Consider the following 15,178-nt stretch of genomic DNA (forward strand, 5'->3'; position numbering starts at 1 on the left):
GTACTTTGAACATTATATCCCCTTTCTCTCATCCGACTTGATAATTGACGAAAACGGTTCATAATCTAATCAATTTAGCGTATGAAACTTCATCTCACATTAGATGTGTACTTAAAAGAAATACTGATAAACAACAAAAAAAGCATTCCTGTTCGGATGCTTTTTCACGTATGTTTCTTCAGTTGCCCTTACTTATATCTTCGGCCTAGGTCCCGGCTCAACTTACGGTTTCCTCGGCAGACGTTTCTTTTACCACACAGCGTTCCCCTGCCTTGCGTACCGCCCGAATAATGCCACCGTAACCGGTACAACGACACAGATTTCCGCATAATCCCGTTTCAATCTGTTCTTGAGAAGGCTCAGGATGTGCATCCAGTAATGCCTTGGTTGAGATCACCATGCCTGGAGTACAGTAGCCGCACTGAAAACCACCTTCCTCTACAAAAGCCTGTTGAATTGGATGCAGAGTGCCTTTCTCCTCGCCGTGCAGACCTTCAATCGTCATAATGTCACTTCCTTCACATTGATAAGCCATGACAAGACAGGAATTCACGGGTTCTCCATCCATCAGAACCATACATGCGCCGCAGCGACCAACTTCGCAGGATACTTTGGTACCCGTTAGTTGCAAATGAGTCCGAAGCACATCGACAAGTCGGGTTGTTTGCGCGATCTCCAGATGTTTCTGTTCGCCATTCACAACGGCTGTCCAGTGATTCTCAAGTGGCTTACTCATGATGGACTCACTCCTTCCTGCAAAGGTACATTTAAAGGTCTGACCAGTTGTTCCCTCGGTACAGGAAGACGGTTAACCCATACGCCTGTCGCCTGGTGAATTGCAGCTGTTATGGCCGGCGCAAGCGAAACGGAGCCTATCTCACCGATCCCCCTAGGGCCAAATGAATCCCCTTCGGGCAAGTCTTCAATAGCCTCAACTTCCAGATTGGTATGAATATCCTGAATGGTTGGGATCAGATACGTGTCGAGGTTGGTGGTTACATAACGGCTGTCCTGCATGACCGCATCCTCGGTCAACGTGAATCCAAGGGCCATGACACTGCCACCTTCAATCTGTCCGATATAACCCATCGGGTTGATAACCGGGCCTGCCGCTACAACATGGCGCGTATCAAGAAGCTTGGTTTCTCCGGTCAAAGTATTTACTTCCACCTCTGCCGCAACCGCCGCGTACGTATACAAATAATGCCCGCCTACCACATTGTCCGGCGTAGTTGGATAATCAAACTTTGTATCGAAAATCCATTCATCGGCTTCGCCCTGCGTTGCGAGTTCAGCATACGAGATCAATAAGCCTGATTCTGTTTCTACTTCTGAAGTTTCGGCAGGAAGCTGGCCTTTGCGCCATACACCGCCAGGTCCTGTCACCAGTTGCTCTGCCGGAATGCCCGACATTTCAGACGCGACAGTCAGAACACGGGAACGAAATGGAGTCTGCAAGCGTTGAAGAGCCATCCATGCCATCGTTGTTGAACGTGAAGCTGTGCTTGATCCGCTGTGTGGCACACGATCCGTATCTCCAATGATGATACTGAGATCCGACGTACTGCATTGGAACAGATCACACAACATAATTTCCAGCGTTGCAATGAGCCCCTGACCAAATTCCTCGTAGCTGAACGCCACCTCAATCTTGCCTTCGTTGTTCAGGGACAGGCGGCCTCCTGCAGGATCTGGAATGCCATAACCTAGCCCTGCACCATGCATGGCGATGGCTGCTCCGACTCCGCGTTTGATCCACGGCGGCAGAGCAGGATCTGCCGGGGGACTCTGATGTTTTTGCCACAGTTCGGAGCGATCCAATGCCTCCCACACTTGGGACAGTCCATCCGTAACCAGAATGCGTTGATTCAATGGTCCAGGATCATTCTTTTCCCTCATATTACGTCTGCGGAACTCCCAAGGGTCCATGTTCATGATTGCTGCAAGCCGATCCATCTGGCCTTCCATGGCAAAAATCGCCTGATTCCCGCCAAATCCGCGAAACTCACCTGACAGCCCGTTATTCGTATATACAGATACACCTTCCACATCCACATTTGGAATAGCGTACGGTCCAAGGCAATGCTCGGTACAGAAGTTCAGTACGGGTGCACCAAGTGTGGCGTACGCTCCGGTATCTGCTGTTATACGGACACGATGCGCTTGGATGATGCCTTCTCGACTCATGCCGGTCTGCATTTCAATCTTCATTGGGTGCCGTTTCAACCCTGCACGCACGGATTCTTTACGTGAATTATGCATTTTCACAGGACGTCCGCATCTCAAGGCCAGCAATGCACCATAAGGCTGTACATTTAGTTCATCTTTTCCGCCAAATGAACCACCAATCGGTGAAGACACCACCCGGATATCTTCTTCAGGACAGCCAATGATGCGCGCAAGCTGCATCCGGTCTTTATAGCCATGTTGCGTTGCCGCGTAAACATTCAGCCGCCCCTCTTCGTCCGGGACAAACAGGCCACCTTCTGTCTCCATGTATGCATGCATCTGGCGAGGCGTATAATATGTCTCTTTTACGATATGATCACATGTCGCAAAGGCTTCCTCGGCGTCTCCACGTTTGATCTCCGTGCGATGCAGCACATTACCTGGTCCATGCTCATGTAGCTCTGGTGCACCGGGAGCCAAGGCAGCATCTGTACTATTCAGAGGTGTGAGTTCCTCATACACTACACGGATCGCATCCAGTGCAAGCGCCGCACGTTCCGGGGAGTCCGCAGCAACCGCTGCAATGGCATCCCCAACATAACGTACAATATCCTCGCAGAACACAGGCTGATCCGGGGTCGCAATACCAAAACGATTCAGACCAGGCACATCTTTGGAGGTCAAAACCGCATAGACACCTTCCAACGCCTCAGCTTCCGAAGTATCTATAGACAGTATACGAGCATGAGGATATTCACTTCGCAATACTCTGCCATGAATCATGTCAGGTAGCGTCATATCCGTCAGATATTGAAGCTGGCCTGTTACTTTGGGTGCCCCATCTGGCCTCAGGTGCCAACGTTTTCCGCTCTGTTTCCGATTCAGCAGCATGATGCCTCTCCCCCTTTGTTTGATCCCATTCATCTATTCGTGAAGTGCCTGCCATAGCCCGGCGCCCAGCATGTTGCCTGCGGTCTGTTTGCGATAATGTTCTGTTGCAAATGCATCGCCATACGTCGTAAACTCGTCAGTCACAGCAGCTGCAAGAGTTGCTGCTTGCATGACAGTAGCTTCGCTACGAAGAAGCTGTTGTTCCGACTCCAGCAGTCGCATCGCCATGCCTGAGCCTCCGCCAGCCGCAATCGCAATCTTGGTCCAGCGGTTATCCGAGTCCATCTCTCCATACAACGCAACCGTCACCAGCGATGCACTGAACGTCTCCCGTCGACCCAGCTTGCGGTAAAAGGAAACTTCTCGTGTAGCAGGTGTGTGCTCACCCATCACATCGAACATAGATGACGGTCTCATCGGAATATGAATGGAAATCAACACATCACCTGGATTTCGACTTCCATCCCGTCCACCTCGAAGCCAGGATGACACACTGCGAATCTCAATGCCGTTGTCAGTCAACCAGTGCAGCTCCGCATCATATACAAGCAAAGCAGGCAGCGTATCTCCTACTCCGGACACAATGTTCCCGCCAATGGTTGCCACATTTCGAATGGAAGGAGCAGCAATTGCGTTCACCGCTTCTTGCAGAATCGGCAGTTGATGCAGCAACGCTTGTGCAGCACATTCCTTTAATCGGGTCATTGCGCCAATGACCATCTCATCTCCACGAATAGATATACCGCTCATTTCAGGAATACAACCCAGACTAATCATGTGTTCAGGTGCTGGAACCAAGCCGCCCTCCCACTGGGTTCGTAGCAATGTTCCACCTGCCGTGAAACAACATATCCCCTTGAGTCTTCTTCTTAACGTTTGCAGTTCTTGCAGGTTCTCAGGCTGCCATACCGATGGAAATGCTCCAGAACCGTATGCCGGTGTTACCATCGCTGCATCCCCTTTCTCTCTCTTCCTTGGGCAGGAAATTCAACCGTCTGATCCAGATAATTCTTCAAATCATATGAGAGTTCAGCAGCAACGTCAATTACCTTTACATCGTTTTGGATAAATGTATAAAACCTGCGTTTTATTTGTGCTTGATGCATCATGATCTATCGAAAGCTAACATTGGCTCTCTTTCACCATACTTGAAAAGAAGACAAACAGGCCAACCAGACTGCCTGGCTGACCTGATCATGTAATTAAATTATACATAGTCATTAATCTTCTCCTGTTATTTAGTCTGTCTGCTGTGATTCATATACATGACTCAGAATGCGTTCCAATTCCGGTTCTGTATCCGCATCCCAGAAACTAGTCTCAGACAGTGGCACATGTACACCTGAATAGTTAGCGCTGCGCATAATCTTACGTGCCCCCTCATCTCCATGCAAGGATAACAGAGGTCCGAACATATGGGAGCGAAAAGCAACGGGCGGCTTGCCTCCCTCACCGTCGGTAGCTGCGACATAGTCACACAACTTGTGGGAAGCCAGTGCTGTGGTCACCTGATTGATATCCTGTGCTTGTAATAAAGGCTGATCCCCCAGCAGCATGAGGATGCCCTCCGGTTTGTACTCCATGGCGGACAATACGCCAGAATGAAGAGAATTGGCCATGCCGCAGGCATAGTCAGCACAGACCACAATTCGAAGTCTCGCTGAGGGATGATAGGCATACGCGGCAGAATCAAACCATTTTACAGGCAGCCATGCCAGCGAATCTTCCGGTTTGACCACACAGACCACTTGATCCAACTCCGAATTCAGCGCAGCTTCCAGTGACCATGCAGCCAGGGACCTCCCGTCAGGCATGACAACCGAGAGTTTATCCCGACCAAGGCGACGACTCTTACCTGCTGCCAGAACTATGCCCGTCATTCGCATGTGCAACGCTCCCCCTCTGCACCTCAGAACTCAAGGAAGAAACCTTATGTTTACATGCGATCAATTCCGCTGCAATGCTGATGGCGATCTGTTCGGGACCGTCTGCTCCGATGCTCAAACCAACGGGAGAATGCACATATTTCAACGGTGGTAAGCCATCCAGCAGACGGGCTGTTCGTGTTTTGGAACCCATGATGCCAAGATACGCGTACTCACAGTCCACTACCATCTCCAACAGTTCACGTTCGCGGGGAAAATTGTGACTCATTAAAATCAAATAATCTCCGTTGTTTACGTTTAACTGAGGCATGATCTCACATGGGAAACCAAGCACAAGTTCAGTTTCTGGGAACCTTTCCGAGGTGCACAAGGACTCTCGCCAATCGGCTACCACAACACGGAATCCTGCAGACCCGGCGAGTCTGACAACAGGAATAACATCATTCCCGGCTCCGATGATAATCAGGCGAGATTTAGGCGTGTACAGCGAAGTAAGTTGCTGCGGAAGCTCCCAAGGATTCGTTGAAATCCCGTCATTTGTAGGTATTTCAGCATCAGTATCAGAGATATGTTGTGAATCACCGGATAGATGGGAAGAGTGAGATTCGTTTGACGTAGCAGTTACCACTTCAGGCACAAGCGTAAGGCGAGGTATGTCGGGAGAATGTTGTTTTGATACCGCATGTTCATACTTGATATTCCCACTGCTGTGTCCATCAACCTGCAATGAAGCTGGATTATAATTCGCCACGCGATCATGAGGAGGGACGAGCGAAGGACGCAAGATTGGCTGACGCCGAGTACCCGTTGGTTCAATCCGTTTCCAGTTATATTGAACCTTCGTATAATCATCTTGGAACGTTCGTGTTAACGCTGTTGCGATGCCGGATTGAAAACACTCAAGCATCTTCTGTAACGTATATCGGAGTTCACCACACACAGGTTCAAGCAACACAACAACGAGTCCGCCGCAGCCAATCGTCTCACCCCAGGACAGATCATCCTCGGGACGCATGTCGTATTCCGCGAATTCCATCTGCTTCGTATCCAGCACATGGCTCACCCGGGCCTGAAGATCACTCTCCAGACATCCCGGACTGATACTGCCAACCATTTTACCATCCTCGGTCAACAGCATAGAGACTCCCTGCTTACGGTAAGCATGACCCTCTACCTTGATCGCTGTTGCGAGCACGCAGCGCGTTTCACGGGCTGCGATTGCACACAGATCATGCATTTCCATAGTGGTCTCCATCCTTTCTGGAATTGCATAAACTTCCTTCGATCAGATACGTTTCATCAATCTTGCAATACTCTTATCCGACTCACGCAGCACAATGCCACGATCAATCGTCTGAATCTTACGATTCTGGAGCACGATACTTCCGTCAATAATAACGGTATCCACACAGCTACGTGTTGCGGAATACACTACGCGGGAATAGACATCCGTCTCATAGGAAGGGTACGTGTGGAAATCATCCAGATCCAGCAGCAGCATATCTGCCTTTTTGCCCACTTCGAGACTGCCAATTTCCTTCGACAAGCCAAGCACCTCTGCTCCTCCCATGGTAGCCATGCGTAATACAGTCCGGGCATCCATCACTGTTGGACCATGAGGAATCTTCTGCATCAGGGCTGTGAGGCGCATCTCCTGAAACATATCCAGATTGTTGTTGCATGCGGCACCATCGGCCCCAATCCCAACGGCGATCTGACGATTCAGCAGATCCGGAATATCGGCTACCCCGGAGGAAAGTTTCATATTCGATCCAGGGCAGTGGGTGACTTTGACTCCGCGCTTGCGGATGATCTCTTTCTCTTCTTCACTCAGCCATACACAGTGTGCCAGCACCAATCTGGGGGTCGCCAGACCGATATGATCGAGGTATACGATGTTACGCATTCCGCGTTCGTGTTCTACCAGTTCGATCTCTCCGCGATTCTCGGAGGCATGGGTGTGGACTTTGACATGATATTTATTCGACAGGTCGCGCACCTCTACCAGCAATTCTTCGGTACACGATACAACGAAGCGTGGACAGAAAGCATATTGAATGCGACCTCCGCCAAACCCGTTCCATTTCTCCAGCAGATCCACACTCTGTTGCAGCGAAGTTGCTGTATCCTCACGCAGGGGTTCCGGAACCTCGTCTCCATGATCCATCATTACCTTGCCGGAGATGACCCGGATGCCACTCTGTGCCATCGCCTGAAACGCCGAGTCTGTGTGATGTACCGTCTCCATATCAAGAATGGTCGTGGTTCCGCTAGAGATCAATTCGCCCAATCCGAGCATTGCCGAATAATACACGGACTCCTCATCATGCGCTGCTTCCAGCGGCCAGATACGTTGACGGAGCCAATCCATCAGTTCCAAATCATCCGCACGTCCACGGAACAAGGTCTGACACAGATGAATATGCGTCTGGATGAAGCCTGGCAGCAGCACTTTACCACGAGCATCCAAGACCTGGTCTGCCTGAACGTCAATGCGAGCTGCAATCTCCTTAATTTTGTTATCCTCGATCAACAGATCTCCAATGAACACTTCCTCTTCTGCATTCATCGTCACAAGCTGTGCGCCTTTCAGCAGGATCGTTCCCATGCCAATCTCCCCTATCTGTGTCTGTCTATATAGTACAACTCATACATATTTACACTTTCACTCCGATGACAGGTTAACCTTCTGATTGCTGTTATCGTGTAAATATCTAGTTGAACTTATAAGTGTTCATGTAGCTGTTACCACCCAATAGCCATGCCATCGCCTCTGGGATCTGCTGCGCCACTAATCATGCCGTCCTCACGAATGACAATGCCTTGCGATTGTCCCATAATCCCGTCCCACGGCGCTCTCGCTTCAACGTTATGTCCCCACTGGGCAAGGGTTGCACATACGTCATCATGATATCGGTTCTCCACACGCATCGTATCGCCTTCTTCGCCCCAGGTACGTCCGTACACCCAACGCGGCAGGCTGATTGCTTCCTGAATGTTCAGCCCATAATCAAGCACTCCGGTAAGCACAGATAATTGTGTCTGCGGCTGCCCTTCTCCCCCCTGTGTACCCACGAGCATATAAGGTTTGCCATCTCGTGTAACAAGGCCCGGCATAAGGGTGTGGAATGAGCGTTTGTTCGGTTCCAGTACGTTGGCATCCCTCGGATCTAAGGAGAAAAAAGACCCCCGGTTCTGCATGATAACTCCCGTATCCCCCGGAACATAGGCTGCACCGAAGTCAAAATACAGGCTTTGGATGAATGAAACGGCATTGCCTTCGCTATCAACAACCGCTGCATACGCCGTGTCCTGGCCTATTGTTTTGGACAAAAACGGCTGGGCCACAGGTGGAGCAGCCTGAATCTCATTCCACAACTGGTCTCCATAACCCTTGGATAACAGATGTTCCAGCGGAATGTCCCTGAAATCAGGGTCCGTCAGATAACGGTCACGATCACGAAACGCCTTTTTTACCACTTCCGCCATCAGATGATAGAATTCCGGTGAGGTACGTGCAACCGAGGACAGATCAATATGCTCCAGCATATTTAACATCATTAACATGGAGAAACCCTGCGAGTTGGGCGGCATCTGATGAACTTCATAACCACGATACCCCGTACTAACCGGCTTCACCCACTCGCCACGATGACCCGCAAAGTCTGCTGGTGCAAGCATGCCCCCATCCTCACGAATAGCCGAAGTCAGACGAACTGCAAGTTCTCCTGTATAAAAAGTATCTCGCCCTCCCGTCTGAATCAGACGAATGGAGGCAGCAAGATCAGGTTGGATCAGCAGCTCGCCCTCCTGCAAAAGTGTACCCAAAGGCGCAAATACCGCTCGCAGCGGTGTATGCCCCATAATGAAATCTTCATCCCTTTCCATCCACAGGCGGAGATTCCGAGATACAGGGCATCCTTTTTCTGCATACTGCGCGGCAGGTTCAAGCAATTGCTCCCACGGTAACTTTCCGTACCGAGACCATACTTCCCACCAGGCATCCACCATCCCCGGAACTGTAATTGCACTAAGGACACCGCGCTGAGGGATAGCATTCATGCCCATCGCTTTGAACGTATCCGCATGAATGCCTGCGGCTGAGCGGCCACTTCCGTTATAAGCGGTAATCTCACCGCTGGCTCCGTCATGAATCAGGAAGAAAGCATCCCCTCCAAGTCCGGTCATATGCGGATATACCACACCCAGCGCTGCACTGACCGCAACAGCAGCATCATAAGCATTCCCGCCCTGTTGGAGGATGGAGCTTCCCACTGCACTCGCCAGATAATGAGGAGTAGTAACCATGACTTCTCTGGAGATTGGCATCTGATTTAACATAAAGCGCCCTCCTTCCCTGCATACACATCCATTGCCGCCTGCACTGCTTCACCGGCAGGTAACACGTGACGATGACGGAGAAGAACAGCTTCCAGCGCTCCCAGCACATGAAGTACGTTCTTGCGTTGGCAGCTGAATCCCATCGTACCGATCCGCCAGATCTGCCCTTTCAACGGGCCAAATGAACTGGCAATCTCAATGCTGAAATCGTTCAGCAACATGCTGCGCACCGATTCACCATCAATCCCCTCCGGAATTGTGATACAAGTGACCACCGGAAGTTTACTGGACATATCCCCATACAACTGCAATCCCATTCCCTGAATTCCGGCAACCAACGCACGTTCATTCACCCGATGTCTCTGGAACCTGGCCTCCAACCCTTCTTGCAGCAGAATGCGCAACCCTTCGTGAAGACCGTAGAGCATGGAAGTTGCCTCCGTATGGTGGTTCAACCGTGCTGAACTCCAGTAATCCTGCAATTGGCTCAGGTCAAAATAATTGCTGGCAATGGTGCGGCCTTCTGCCCGCGCACTGGTTGCATCTCGCAGTCCGCGTTCAACTGTTTTGCGGCTCATCAGTTTCTGTTCCACACGACTGTTGTACGTGAGAGGTGCCATCCCTGAAGGAACGGAGAGGCATTTCTGCGTTCCACCCATCACCGCATCCAGATGCCAGGCATCCGTCTGTACCGGAGTCCCGCCAATGGTTGCTACAGCATCAACAACGAGTAAAATATCAAGGTCGCGACAGGCTTTGCCAATCTCGGCAAGGGGCTGCATCTGACCGGTGGAAGTCTCACCGTGAACCATCGCAACCAGACACGGTTTATGGGTATGAATCGCCTTGATCACTTCTTCCGGATCAAATACCGTTCCCCATTCCGTTTCGAAGAAGACGACCTCCGCACCACAGCGTTCCGAGATTTCAACCAGCAGATGTCCGAATCGTCCGTAGATCGGGACGAGAACTTTGTCACCGGGCTGGATCAAACTAACCAACACAGCTTCAATGCCTGAACGGGAAGTACCATCGACTGGATAACACCACTCGTTATCTGTCATATATAACTCACGCAGCATCGCCATCGTCTCGTTCATCAAGGATGTGAACTCCGGGTCAAACTGCCCCAGGATCGGAAAGGATAATGCTCTGAGAACACGTGGATCAACTTCAACCGGTCCCGGGGTCATAATGGTCCGCAAGGACGGAGATAACTCTTTATAGGTGGACATCTTCATTCAACTCCCGTAACCGTATTTATAGAGTAGCCGGACCAGAACCCGAAAACCGTGCATCAGGTCTGCTTCAGCTGTATATTCAAGTGGATTATGACTGATACCGTCCTGACTTGGCACAAATATCATGGCTGTTGGACAAGCTGGCTGAAAAATCTGCGAATCATGTCCCGCGCCGCTTGGCATCAGCCAATAGGACAACTGCTCCTGCTCACAGGTATCCTGAATGTCTGAGATCATCTCTGCATTCATAGGAATGGGCGTTACCGACAGATGTTCTTCCCAGTCCAGTCCGAGCTGCTGCTCGGCTGCGATTCGACTAAAAGCCTGAAGCATATCCTGCCAGCAGCGATCAATACTCTCCTGCCGGATATGGCGGATATCCAATGAAAACACCGCCCGTGCTGCAACCACATTCCCAACACCTGGATCGGCTGTGATTCGCCCAACCGTGGCTACCAGCGGTTCTCCTGCTTCCAATGCGATATTTCTTACTGCAGTAATCATCTCGGCTGCTCCGGCAAGTGCGTCTTTGCGCCAAGACATCGGCGTCGTCCCCGCGTGATTCGCTTCACCGCTTACGGTGATACTGAACCGCTTCTGACCTACAATGTCGGATACAACTCCAATCGAATGTCCAAGACGTTCCAGAACCTGACCTTGCTCAATGTGAAGCTCAATAAAGGCACCGTAATTTTTCGCGGCAGGTCTATATGCACTATCGGGTCCAAAGCCTGCATCGCGGATCGCTTGTGCAAAGGTAATGCCGTCTTGATCCTTCAGATGCTCTACATCTTCCAGAGTCGTGATTCCTGTTATACTGCGTGAACCCCAATACGCAAAAGGGAATCGACTTCCCTCTTCTTCGCATAACGATACCACTTGAAGTGTGCGCTTCGGTGCTCCGAAATGCTTCTGTAAATATTCCAAAGCAAGGACACCCGCCACCACACCGTAAGCACCATCATATTTGCCGCCATACACCACCGTATCAATATGTGATCCGGTCACAATCGGTAATACTTCAGCACCCGTCGCTGATTCCTTACCCTCGCTCTTGAGTGTGCCATACAGATTACCGGACTGGTCAAATTCGGGAGACAGCCCTTTCTCCTGCATTTTGGCAGCAAGAGCACCTTGTGCTTCACACCAAGCCGAGTCATACAACAGTCGTGTGACGCCACCCTGTGCATCCGCACCATAGGTCGACAGCCAGTCAAGCATGGCTTGCAGCTCCACCTGTTCCACATCTGGCAAAGGAAGAGGTGCGTTATTTGTACCGGATGACCGGTATACTCCAGACTCATTCATGACGTCTCCTCCGTTCCCGCTTCGATGGGACTAGAAGAGTAAGCCGCAATGTGTTGCCCGATAGGCACAGGAGATAACCCGGATTCCGAGTTGTAAACGCGCTGCCCACGGCAAAATACGTCTGCAATCTGACACTTAAATGTACGTCCCACATACGGGCTCTGTTTATGCGTATAGAGCAGATCCTCCGTGTTCAGGATTGTGCTCTTCTCCCAGTCAATCAGGACCAGATCTGCATCCTTGCCAATGGCAATCTCCCCTTTACTCTCCAGACCAAGCCTTCTGGCAGGTTGCAGGGAGAGAACTCTTCCGAGCAACGGGAGGTCGATATTTCGCTGAAGATGTCCATCCTCCAGCATGATTAGCAGTGTGCTTTGTGCACCGGATATGCCGCCCCAGATTTCAAAGAAGTTATCAGATTGTTTCATGGATGGTGGACATGGAGAATGGTCTGAGGCAATAACATCAATCAATCCCGAAGTCAGTGCATCCCATAACTGCTCCTGTTCGGAAGAGCTGCGAAGCGGTGGAGCGCATTTCGCCACAGCACCCAAACGGACCACATCCTGATCGACCAGCGTCAGATAATGAGGGCATGTCTCCGAAGTCACATCCTGCCCACGCCGTTTTGCTTCTGCAATTAGATCCAGTGCTTCCCGGGTGCTAATATGCACAAAATGCAGCGCACACTCGGTCTGTTCACCGTATTTCAACGCTCGCGCAACCGCGACGACTTCGGCTTCCACAGGACGGGACCGGACATAGTCCATTGGTCCAGTCTTTCCCTCCGCAATGCTTTTTGCACCAAGTTCGGCAACCATGCCTTCGTCCTCTGCATGAAGTGCCAGCACACGGTTTAATGTTGCAATTTCGTGCATTCCGTCCAATAGCGTGTGGTCATCGGCCCTGGCAAAGATATCTTCCCCTTCGCCTCCCGGCTCAGACATAAATGCCTTGAATCCGGCAGCACCCAACCCTGCCAGTGGAACAAGTTCATCACGATTGCCGGGAACCAAACCTCCCCAGAACGCATAATCAACATAGGATTGGTCTGCAGATGCTTTCTTTTTCATCTCCCATGCTTCCGGCCTTGTGGTTGGTGGTACCCCGTTAAGCGGCATATCGACATAGGTCGTGATTCCCCCTGCGGCAAGGGCTGCCGAACCCGATCGAAATCCCTCCCAACTGGCGAGTCCGGGTTCATTGAAATGTACATGAATGTCCACGACACCCGGCATCACTGTAAGCCCCTCAGCTTCTATGATGCAAGTCGCTTCACCAGCGGTCAGCCGCGTGGATAGTTCCGTTATTTTTTCACCAGTTATGCCAATATCCAGTTGTTCTACCCGATCTCTCAGCACTACCCGGGCCCCCCGGATGATGGTATCAAATGTTGTCATGTGGATGACCCTCCCCCTGAATCAGAACCGGATGTGTGCATATTCAGCTTCCCCGGTATGTACTGTAACCTCCTGGAGCAATCAATAATGGAATATGGTAATGGCTTGATGCATCAGATACGGCAAAACGAATTGGAACGACCGTCCACAATGCCTGCCCCAGCTCCTCCAACGAACGCTGTCCATAATAACTCTCGACATGGAATTGAAGCTCATATATGGCTTGCTCCAACTTGCCTCCAGCCAGCAGCGGCGCATCCAAACGCCCATCCGCATTGGTCACCGACTCAGCAACTTTTATCTTGATTTCCTGCTCTCCATCCCTCTTCAGGATATACAGTTTGATCCGAACACCCGCAGCAGGCACGCCTTTGGATGTATCCAGCACATGTGTCGTAATACGTCCACCAGATATCGACATCAGACGTCACCTGCTTTCCCGGCGTTTCGGCCGTGTGTTCCCAGATCATCTCTTGTCATCGAGAAACCCTGGAATCCATATGGCGGTCTAGGCTCGGTAAATACTTTGCCTTCCCCCTCTTTTACTTCCTCCAGCACTGTCTCCCATGTCCGATTGTTGGACTCAAATGAAATCTCACTCAGTTGCTCAAATCGACTTAACAACCTTCGTCCAATCTGATAGATCAGATGTTGAATAGAAGCGGATCGACACTCATGAAATACAGCAGCAGCCAAATCTCTGACTTGTTCCGCCGCCACATACCGTCCGCGCTGATCGTCGATGCCATCTCTCGGATCTTCATAACGCCAATTGATGTTCAGAAAAATAAATAACGGTCGATCCCATGTCTCTGGAAGAGTGGTATATTCATCCTGCATGAATCCGGCAAATTCACTGCCTTTGACCTTGATCAGTCTCAGATCGGCTACACCACTGAAATGGTTGCTGAGTTCAATCGAGTCTCCTGATCGTTCTGCTTCCACGGCAGCTGTCGCCCGATCATTCTGCGAATAACGAAATACGAGCGCACTCGGTCGATATCTCCCTTCTAATCCAATGGGTATATCTTCAAACGGAATCTGGTCCGCTGTCATCTGAACCTTGCTCATCTGCGGATACGTCTCCAGGAAACGCCGACTTACCAGCGCAAGAAATCCTTCCACCGTCGCTCCTGTGTAATCCGCTGCATGTTTGAGAATGAAGTTTTTCATCGAATCGGTTGCGACCACCAGCGAATTATCCCCTTCTGCAAAAGAAGGCAAGAATTCATCCCCCTGCACAGCCACCTTGATGTTCAATCCAAACAGAATATTACTGCGTCCCATAAAAGGAGATTCCGGAATGGACTGTATACCCGTCAACGGTTTGGCGTAGGAACGGTACATCCACACATCCCCTTTACCGTAATACATCGTCCGCTGCTGCACTACGGCTCGCTTGCTCACGAACTCATGTTCATGACCGATCTGTGCAAGCCACTGCTCCAAGCGAATGCCCGCGATCTTGAATACTTCCTTCAATGCAGTCTCGAATTCTTCTTCCTTGCCTCGGCGATGACGTTGCCTCATGGATTCGAGGATGGAGCTTGCGGTATGGCCTTTTACGGCCAATATGAAAGGAAAGCCAAATTGGCTTGTGTATGCTTTGTTTAATTGTTGAATTTCGTTGAATTGTTCCTGTGAAAGTGAATCCAGCCCTGCACCAGCCTGCTCCTGAACGGAGTTGCTGCTCATGCTGATTCGTGCTCCAAGATCCGGGTGATTTCGAAGCAACTGCAACTTCACCTGGTCATCCGATGCCTGAACCACGTTTTTCATCACTTTCATCATCTGTGCAAATGAATCAAAAGGTCGTAAAAGCCCGGCTCGCTCAGCCACCCATGGTGATTCCTCAAATAAGCCGCCAAACGTATGCACAAACTGTGTGATAGACCAGTTGTTAACAAGTTTAATTAAGTCGCTCATGTTAGAACCTCCGGTC

12 protein-coding genes are annotated in these 15,178 nt (G+C 50.6%); all 12 read right to left on the bottom strand.

Going from position 1 to position 15,178, the window contains the following annotated elements; translation table 11 throughout:
- Window positions 1–217: 217 nt before the first annotated feature.
- The 12 genes from AC6CIF_RS16135 to pucL all read right to left on the bottom strand — a co-directional run bounded on the left by AC6CIF_RS16135 (window position 218) and on the right by pucL (window position 15,162).
- Window positions 218–736, bottom strand: coding sequence for a (2Fe-2S)-binding protein (locus AC6CIF_RS16135; RefSeq protein WP_036673756.1), 519 nt, complete (start codon window positions 734–736; stop codon window positions 218–220).
- On the bottom strand, window positions 733–3,060 hold the full coding sequence (gene pucD / locus AC6CIF_RS16140) for a xanthine dehydrogenase subunit D (protein ID WP_498200424.1): 2,328 nt from the start codon (window positions 3,058–3,060) through the stop codon (window positions 733–735). The genes AC6CIF_RS16135 and pucD overlap by 4 nt, the downstream gene beginning before the upstream one ends.
- A gap of 33 nt (window positions 3,061–3,093) precedes the next feature.
- Window positions 3,094–4,008, bottom strand: coding sequence for an FAD binding domain-containing protein (locus AC6CIF_RS16145; protein WP_498200426.1), 915 nt, complete (start codon window positions 4,006–4,008; stop codon window positions 3,094–3,096).
- A 290-nt stretch (window positions 4,009–4,298) separates the two neighbouring features.
- The gene (locus AC6CIF_RS16150; RefSeq protein ID WP_498200427.1) at window positions 4,299–4,946 is read right to left on the bottom strand and encodes a nucleotidyltransferase family protein; all 648 of its coding nucleotides are present in this window, start codon (window positions 4,944–4,946) and stop codon (window positions 4,299–4,301) included.
- The gene (locus AC6CIF_RS16155) at window positions 4,912–6,189 is read right to left on the bottom strand and encodes an XdhC family protein (protein ID WP_498200428.1); all 1,278 of its coding nucleotides are present in this window, start codon (window positions 6,187–6,189) and stop codon (window positions 4,912–4,914) included. The genes AC6CIF_RS16150 and AC6CIF_RS16155 overlap by 35 nt, the downstream gene beginning before the upstream one ends.
- Before the next feature lie 42 nt (window positions 6,190–6,231).
- Window positions 6,232–7,554, bottom strand: coding sequence for a 5'-deoxyadenosine deaminase (locus AC6CIF_RS16160; protein WP_498200429.1), 1,323 nt, complete (start codon window positions 7,552–7,554; stop codon window positions 6,232–6,234).
- A gap of 137 nt (window positions 7,555–7,691) precedes the next feature.
- Window positions 7,692–9,287, bottom strand: a complete 1,596-nt coding sequence (gene ggt / locus AC6CIF_RS16165; RefSeq protein ID WP_498200430.1) for a gamma-glutamyltransferase — start codon at window positions 9,285–9,287, stop codon at window positions 7,692–7,694.
- Window positions 9,281–10,522, bottom strand: a complete 1,242-nt coding sequence (locus AC6CIF_RS16170) for a pyridoxal-phosphate-dependent aminotransferase family protein (protein WP_498200432.1) — start codon at window positions 10,520–10,522, stop codon at window positions 9,281–9,283. Before AC6CIF_RS16170 ends, ggt begins: the two co-directional genes overlap by 7 nt.
- Window positions 10,523–10,528: 6 nt before the next feature.
- The gene (locus AC6CIF_RS16175; protein ID WP_498200433.1) at window positions 10,529–11,836 is read right to left on the bottom strand and encodes a M20 family metallo-hydrolase; all 1,308 of its coding nucleotides are present in this window, start codon (window positions 11,834–11,836) and stop codon (window positions 10,529–10,531) included.
- Window positions 11,833–13,236: an allantoinase AllB gene (gene allB / locus AC6CIF_RS16180; RefSeq protein WP_498200434.1), complete on the bottom strand. Its 1,404-nt coding sequence runs from the start codon at window positions 13,234–13,236 to the stop codon at window positions 11,833–11,835. The genes AC6CIF_RS16175 and allB overlap by 4 nt, the downstream gene beginning before the upstream one ends.
- 43 nt (window positions 13,237–13,279) lie before the next feature.
- Window positions 13,280–13,657: a hydroxyisourate hydrolase gene (gene uraH / locus AC6CIF_RS16185; protein WP_498200435.1), complete on the bottom strand. Its 378-nt coding sequence runs from the start codon at window positions 13,655–13,657 to the stop codon at window positions 13,280–13,282.
- A complete protein-coding gene (gene pucL / locus AC6CIF_RS16190) occupies window positions 13,657–15,162 on the bottom strand; it encodes a factor-independent urate hydroxylase (protein WP_498200436.1) in 1,506 nt (501 codons plus the stop codon). Before pucL ends, uraH begins: the two co-directional genes overlap by 1 nt.
- Window positions 15,163–15,178 lie beyond the last annotated feature (16 nt).

This window comes from Paenibacillus sp. GQ49, assembly GCF_059759055.1.

Excerpts from the sequence above, each read along its gene's own strand:
- AC6CIF_RS16160 (WP_498200429.1), bottom strand. The coding sequence starts at position 7,554 with ATGGGAACGATCCTGCTGAAAGGCGCACAGCTTGTGACGATGAATGCA.
- pucD (WP_498200424.1), bottom strand. The coding sequence starts at position 3,060 with ATGCTGCTGAATCGGAAACAGAGCGGAAAACGTTGGCACCTGAGGCCA.
- ggt (WP_498200430.1), bottom strand. The coding sequence starts at position 9,287 with ATGTTAAATCAGATGCCAATCTCCAGAGAAGTCATGGTTACTACTCCT.
- AC6CIF_RS16135 (WP_036673756.1), bottom strand. The coding sequence starts at position 736 with ATGAGTAAGCCACTTGAGAATCACTGGACAGCCGTTGTGAATGGCGAA.
- uraH (WP_498200435.1), bottom strand. The coding sequence starts at position 13,657 with ATGTCGATATCTGGTGGACGTATTACGACACATGTGCTGGATACATCC.
- pucL (WP_498200436.1), bottom strand. The coding sequence starts at position 15,162 with ATGAGCGACTTAATTAAACTTGTTAACAACTGGTCTATCACACAGTTT.
- AC6CIF_RS16155 (WP_498200428.1), bottom strand. The coding sequence starts at position 6,189 with ATGGAAATGCATGATCTGTGTGCAATCGCAGCCCGTGAAACGCGCTGC.
- AC6CIF_RS16170 (WP_498200432.1), bottom strand. The coding sequence starts at position 10,522 with ATGTCCACCTATAAAGAGTTATCTCCGTCCTTGCGGACCATTATGACC.
- AC6CIF_RS16150 (WP_498200427.1), bottom strand. The coding sequence starts at position 4,946 with ATGCGAATGACGGGCATAGTTCTGGCAGCAGGTAAGAGTCGTCGCCTT.
- AC6CIF_RS16145 (WP_498200426.1), bottom strand. The coding sequence starts at position 4,008 with ATGGTAACACCGGCATACGGTTCTGGAGCATTTCCATCGGTATGGCAG.
- allB (WP_498200434.1), bottom strand. The coding sequence starts at position 13,236 with ATGACAACATTTGATACCATCATCCGGGGGGCCCGGGTAGTGCTGAGA.
- AC6CIF_RS16175 (WP_498200433.1), bottom strand. The coding sequence starts at position 11,836 with ATGAATGAGTCTGGAGTATACCGGTCATCCGGTACAAATAACGCACCT.